The following is a 6158-nucleotide window of genomic DNA, read 5'->3' on the forward strand; positions in this document are numbered from 1 at the left end:
CCGGGCGGCGCCGGTGACGAGCACCGTGCGGGGCCGGGGCAGGGGGGACGGAGAGGGCGAGGAGGGCAGGGCCGACATGTGGGGGAGAATGCGCGCCGTGATTCAGGAACGGCACAGTGTAGCGACCCCCTTGCAAGAGCACATCCGCGCGGCGATTGCCGCGGCGGGCGGCTGGATCGGGTTTGACCGCTTCATGGCGCTGGCCCTGTACAGCCCGGGACTGGGTTACTACGCCAACGACAGCGCCAAGTTCGGCGCCCTGCCCGCGTCGGGCAGCGACTTCGTGACCGCGCCCGAGCTGACCCCGCTGTTTGGCCAGACGCTGGCCGTGCAACTGGCGCAGGCGCTGGAGGCCACGCAAACGCACGAGCTTTGGGAGTTTGGCGCGGGCTCGGGCGCGCTCGCGCTGCACCTGCTCGATGCGCTGGGCGAGCGGGTGCGGCGCTACACCATCGTGGACCTGTCGGCCAGCCTGCGCGCGCGCCAGCAAACGCGGCTCGCGGCGCACGCGCACAAGCTGCGCTGGATGGACGCGCTGCCCGAAAAATTCAGCGGCGTGGTGCTCGGCAACGAACTGCTCGACGCCATGCCGGTGCAACTGCTGGCCCGCCATGGCGGCCAGCGGGGCGGCATCTGGCATGAACGCGGCGTGGTGTCCGGCGACGACGGCGCCCTGGCCTGGTCCGACCGCCCCACCGGGCTGCGCCCGCCCGTCGGGATCGAAGGCCCGCAGGACTACCTGACCGAAATCCACGCCCAGGCCGAGGCCTTCATCCGCACCCTGGCCGACCGGCTCGCGCGCGGCGCGGTCTTTCTGCTGGACTACGGCTTTGGCGCGAGCGAGTACTACCACCCCCAGCGCCATATGGGCACGCTGATGTGCCACCGCGGGCATCGGGCCGACGGCGACCCGCTGACCCAGGTGGGCCACAAGGACATCAGCGCGCACGTCAACTTCAGCGCCCTGGCGCTGGCCGCGCAGCAGGCCGGGCTGCACGTGCTGGGCTACACCACGCAGGCGCACTTCCTGATCAACTGCGGCCTGCCAGAGAAAATGCAGCATGCATCGATCGCGGAACGTGCGCGGGCGGCCCCATTGATCATGGAACACGAGATGGGCGAACTGTTCAAGGTGCTGGCCCTGGGCGCGGGCGTTGCGTGGGAGCCACTGGGCTTTGCGCGCGGCGACCGCACGCACCGGCTCTGAGTTCGCACCCGGCCAGGCGGCGGCGCCGGCTGCGCGCGAATCGCCGGCCCGAACGTCATCAAACCGACATCAAAACTTCATGGCCGTGTCACCTGCGGTTTCTATGCTCTGTCGGTTTTGCAAACGACAACCCAAAGGAACCCCCATGACCCAGCGTGTGGACGCGCCCGAGCAGGCGATCGACTTCAACAACGAGGATTCCAACAACTCCGCGAACCCGACGTTTGATTCGGTGCTCAGCACCCGTTTGTCGCGCCGGGGCCTGCTGCGGGGCGGTGTGGGCACGGTGGGCAGCGCCATGCTCGGCGGCTTTGGCGTGAGCGCCTGCGGTGGGAACGGCAACGGCAACGGCAATGGCGACAGCAACGGCGACCCGCAGGTGCCCAAGCTGCTGGGTTTCGACGCCGTACCCAAGAGCCTGGCCGACGGAGTGAGCGTCCCCGCGGGCTACACCGCGAGCGTGCTGTTTGCGCTCGGTGACCCCATGGCATCCGGAGTGGCCGCCTACAGGAACGACGGCACGGACACCGACCTCGACCAGCGCGCCGGCGACCACCACGACGGCATGGAATGGTTCGGCCTCGGAGCCGACGGCAAGCGCAACGACAACGCCACCGAGCGCGGCCTGCTGGCCATGAACCACGAGGCCACCACCAACGAAAAGCTGTCGTCGTACTTCCTGCACGCCGACGGCGGCGCCTCCAGCCTGCCCCGCGCCGCGGGCGAAGTGGACAAGGAAATCGACGTCCACGGCATTTCCGTGATCGAAATCGCCAAGTCGGCCGGCAAATGGTCCTACGCGCCCGGCTCTGCGCTGAATTTCCGCCTCACACCGCTGAGCCCCATCGAGATCGCCGGCCCGGCCCGGGGCTGCGCGCAGCTGATCACCAAGTATTCGCCCGAGGGCAGCACGACCCGCGGAACGCTGAACAACTGCGGCACGGGCAAGACGCCCTGGGGCACCTACCTCACGGCGGAAGAAAACTGGTTTGGCTACTTCACCCGCAGCGCCACCGATGACGCGGCGCGCGGCAAGGACAAGAGCGTCACGGCGCTGAACCGGTATGGCCGCAAGCAGGGCGCAGCCTCGCGCCACGGCTGGGAAACCGGCGGCACCGACGACAAGTACCAGCGCTGGGACATCAGCAGGACCGGCAGCTCGGAGGACGGCCGCGACGACTACCGCAACGAAATGAACGGCATGGGCTTCATCGTCGAGATCGACCCCTACGACAAGGCCCGCACGGCCAGAAAGCGCACCGGGCTGGGCCGCTTCGGTCACGAAAGCGCGGCCTTCGGCAAGGTCATTGCGGGCCAGCCGGTGAGCGTCTACATGGGCGACGACTCGCGCGGCGAGTACATCTACAAGTTCGTCTCCAACGCCCTGTGGAGCGCCGCCGACGCGAACGCCGCCGACCGCATGGCCGTGGGCAACAAGTACCTCGACGACGGCAAACTGTACGTCGCCCGATTCAACGCCGACGGCACGGGAACATGGGTCGAACTGGCCCTGGGCAACAGCACCATTGCAGGCTACGCCAGCTACCGGTTTGCCGACGCGGCGGACATCGCCATCAACACCCGCCTGGCAGCGGACGCCGTGGGCGCAACCCGGATGGACCGCCCCGAGTGGAGCGCCGTAAACCCCGCGAACGGCGAGGTCTACTTCACGCTCACGAACAACAAGGACCGCAGCGCCAACCCGGGCAGCGGCCAGCACGCGCTCGACGCGGCCAACCCCCGGGCGTATACGGACATGAAGGGCACGAGCAAGCAGGAGGGCAACCCGAACGGCCACCTGGTGCGCCTGAAGGAAGGCGCGTCGGTAACGGGCTTCGCCTGGGACGTGTACCTGTTTGGCGCCGAAGCCGGCGCGGACAAGACCCGGATCAACCTCTCCGCGCTCACGGACGATCAGGACTTCTCCAGCCCCGACGGTCTGGCCTTCAGCAAGGCCACCGGAATCTGCTGGATCGAAACCGACGACAACGCCTACACCGACGTGAGCAACTGCATGCTGCTGGCCGCCGTTGCCGGCCAGGTGGGCGACGGCGGCAAGAAGACGCTGAGCTACACCAAGACCGACGGCAGCAAACTGGACATCGTCACCCCCGTAGGCAAGCCCGCGACGGCGGACACGCTCAAGCGCTTCCTCGTCGGACCCAAGGGCTGCGAAATCACCGGCTGGGCCGAAACGCCGGACGGCAAGACGATCTTCGTCAACATCCAGCATCCCGGCGAGGACACCGGCGCAGCAAATCTGACCGACCCCGCCAAGTACCAGAGCCAGTGGCCTTCGAACGTGGGCTACGGCGCAGGCAAGCGGCCCCGGTCGGCGACCATTGCGATTACCAAGAACGACGGCGATCGTATTGGGACTTGATGGGGTGGCCGGGGTGGCTGGCGGTCCGGGGCGAGCGATCAATTCGTGTGGCAGTAGCGCTTCGGGGGCGATCCACGGGTTTATCGGACTGTCGTAGAAGCCGACGATGCTATGCTGCGAGGCCAAATAAGGATGAAGGGTGCAAATGGACCGAGAACTATTCAGCAAGGAGCGATTTTGCAAAGAAGCAGTCCCGAAGTACCGTTGCCCACGATGTGACTCGTTTCTTACGATGAGCAATCTTGTCAACAAGGAGACTGCGGAAGCCAAGGCCGACCTCGCGAACCCGGAAGCTGATCATGACAGGGTGGAAAGAACTTTCAGAGCCGACTTCACTTGTGAGAAGGAACAGTGCGGCGAGGTCGTCTTCTGTGTCGGGAAAGGCCTCGACTGTGCATGGTCATGGTATGATTCTTCGGATAATGGGACGGACTCAGGATGGGCGTGGGCGGAAGAACTAATACCAACTTTCTTTCAACCGCACCTTATGATGTTTGTGGTTCCGGAAAATACGTCTGAAAGTGTCCGAGGCTGTGTTCATGCTTCTTTCAGAGTATTTTTTTCGAGTCCTGGAAACGCCCTCAATGAACTTCGGAATGCGCTTGAATCCTTAATGGATCATCTACAGGTAGCCCGCAAGATCCGTGATACTCGCAAACCACTATCGTCTGAGACGCAACCATTGCGAAAGCTATCATTACACGAGCGCATTGAACGCCTGCCAAAGGAACACGCTGGGTACAAGAGTCTTTTGCTGGCACAAAAATGGATAGGCAATGCCGGTACGCATGGTGATCCTATCAAGCGTGACGATGTCTTGGACGGCTACAAACTTCTGGAACACGTTCTTGATGGCATATTCTCGCTTCATCCGATGGCTACCAATATAAACGAGAACAAAGCTCCCCAGTCAATATCACGAGAGAGGGAGGCGACCCTCTCCCTTTTTCGCGAATCTGAAACTTATACAAAGTAACAACTTACAGATTCTGATCGCCATGCGAGTTATTCATGTCGACCCTATATAAAAAGCCGCTAGGCACCAATCCATTTCGATATACACAAACCCCCTGAACCTGAAGCTCGCGACAGAACCTGATGCCAGCGGCAAAGTCAAGAATGCGTTGCATTTCCAGCCAGATGGTCTTGACTCCGGGCTCACCAGCGCACTTTCGCGCAAGAAAGCCCCCCAGCCTGGCAATCAGCCGTACCACCTCGTTGAGCGTGGGCGGTTACTTGGGCAACTCTTGCTTGTTCAGGATGTACGCCGCTTTCCATTCGTCGGGCTCGAACATCAGCTGCGCATCCAGTTGCGGGCAACTGCGCCCCAGCCGCATCAGCCGGGCAATGCGCCACGCTCCCACCATGGGGGGACTTATGTATAACGAGATGTGCTTAGCCGGTTCACCGCCGGTTTGGAAGAGCCAGTGATCGGGCGAGATCGCGCGCCTCGGCCTGAACATTTTCCTGCATCGCAGATGTCAAGTCGCGGATCTTGTGGGCCGTTTCGACTACGGCCGCGTGGCGCTCCTGCCATGCCTTGCGATCCTGGCTGGGGGTGCGAAGAAGGTGCTCTTGCTGACCCCAAAAGATGTTTGCCTTTCCATAAACGAGCAGCATCGACTGCGACATCTCGGGATAGTAGATATCCACGATGCTCAAAGCCGAAGCCATCATCGAACAGAGTTCCCGATAGCGTTGTCGGAACACAGGAATCTCCAGATTCTCCTCGGCGCTCATGTAGCTCATCGTTTGAGAATTCTCGAACTCAACGCGAGAGAGAATTTGGTGAAGTTCAGAGAGCTTCCCGCGCCGCGCTGTGACATCCTCGGTCAGACGCGAGTTCGTCATCTTGTCCGCGTGAATCCGCAAGTCCTTATCTGCATTGATGCGCGCAACGCGCTCTTGCCCTTTGGTCACCAACACTGCAGCGAACAATGTGAAGAAGGCCCCTATCACACTGCCAACCAGGGCCGTAAAGGCCGGGTTTGTGAATTCCAACATGCTTTTTGTTTCGATTTTGATTCGGTAAGACATTGATGCGCCGCCACGCGCCGCAATCACTCATTGTTTGAATAAGCCACCATTATCGATATATTGGCGGCGCGACTTTGTTTGTTCGAGAACAGGCCGCTCCTGCGGTCGTAGCTCTCGCTTGCCTGGCCGTGCTCGGTCGTCGCGTTCTGGACCGTGATGTCGTTGTTCGCGATCAGACTCGCCTGGCCACCCGCGGCAATCGTCGCGCCCACTGCGGTGATGTTGCCCTGCCCATCCGCCTTGGCGCCGCTGGCAATCAGGCTGGCGTTGCGCCCGGCAGTGAAGACGCCGCCGACGAGGGTCTCGTTGGTCTGGGCGGCGCGGTGGTAGGCATTCTTGCGCGCGTTCTGCAGATCGATGCTCAGGCTGTCCTTGGCCGCTTCGATAGATATGTTGCGCGCCTGGACCGTCAGATCGGTCCCCGCAGTGGCATTCGTTCCGCTGAAGTGCGCGTCGCCGGCTGCCGTGATGCTCAGGGCCTGGCCGGCATTGAGCGTCGTCAGCTGCTGCGTCGTCGCGGCGCTGTGGAAC

Annotated in this window: 5 protein-coding genes and 1 pseudogene; 3 read left to right on the forward strand and 3 right to left on the reverse strand. The window is 62.7% G+C overall.

Annotated elements, in window-relative coordinates:
* Positions 1-88: 88 nt before the first annotated feature.
* The 3 genes from VTU_RS0123075 to VTU_RS32150 all read left to right on the forward strand — a co-directional run bounded on the left by VTU_RS0123075 (position 89) and on the right by VTU_RS32150 (position 4566).
* Entirely contained in the window at positions 89-1207 is a 1119-nt protein-coding gene (locus tag VTU_RS0123075) for a class I SAM-dependent methyltransferase (protein WP_029554683.1), read from the forward strand.
* A 145-nt stretch (positions 1208-1352) separates the two neighbouring features.
* The gene (locus VTU_RS0123080; protein ID WP_010109777.1) at positions 1353-3590 is read left to right on the forward strand and encodes a PhoX family protein; all 2238 of its coding nucleotides are present in this window, start codon (positions 1353-1355) and stop codon (positions 3588-3590) included.
* A 145-nt stretch (positions 3591-3735) separates the two neighbouring features.
* Entirely contained in the window at positions 3736-4566 is an 831-nt protein-coding gene (locus VTU_RS32150; protein WP_081479937.1) for a DUF4145 domain-containing protein, read from the forward strand.
* 106 nt (positions 4567-4672) lie between these two features.
* Here VTU_RS32150 and VTU_RS32310 read toward each other — a convergent pair.
* The 3 genes and pseudogenes from VTU_RS32310 to VTU_RS30065 form a co-directional block, all read right to left on the reverse strand.
* Positions 4673-4957, reverse strand: a pseudogene (locus VTU_RS32310) (IS4 family transposase); the annotation flags it as partial.
* 37 nt (positions 4958-4994) lie between these two features.
* Positions 4995-5627, reverse strand: coding sequence for a hypothetical protein (locus tag VTU_RS0123095; RefSeq protein WP_029554684.1), 633 nt, complete (start codon positions 5625-5627; stop codon positions 4995-4997).
* A 23-nt stretch (positions 5628-5650) separates the two neighbouring features.
* Positions 5651-6158: hemagglutinin repeat-containing protein (locus VTU_RS30065; protein ID WP_010109784.1), on the reverse strand; the 508-nt coding region annotated here is incomplete at its 5' end.

It is taken from the genome of Verminephrobacter aporrectodeae subsp. tuberculatae At4 (genome assembly GCF_000193225.1).
In the GTDB taxonomy this organism is placed as follows: Bacteria; Pseudomonadota; Gammaproteobacteria; order Burkholderiales; family Burkholderiaceae_C; genus Acidovorax; species Acidovorax aporrectodeae.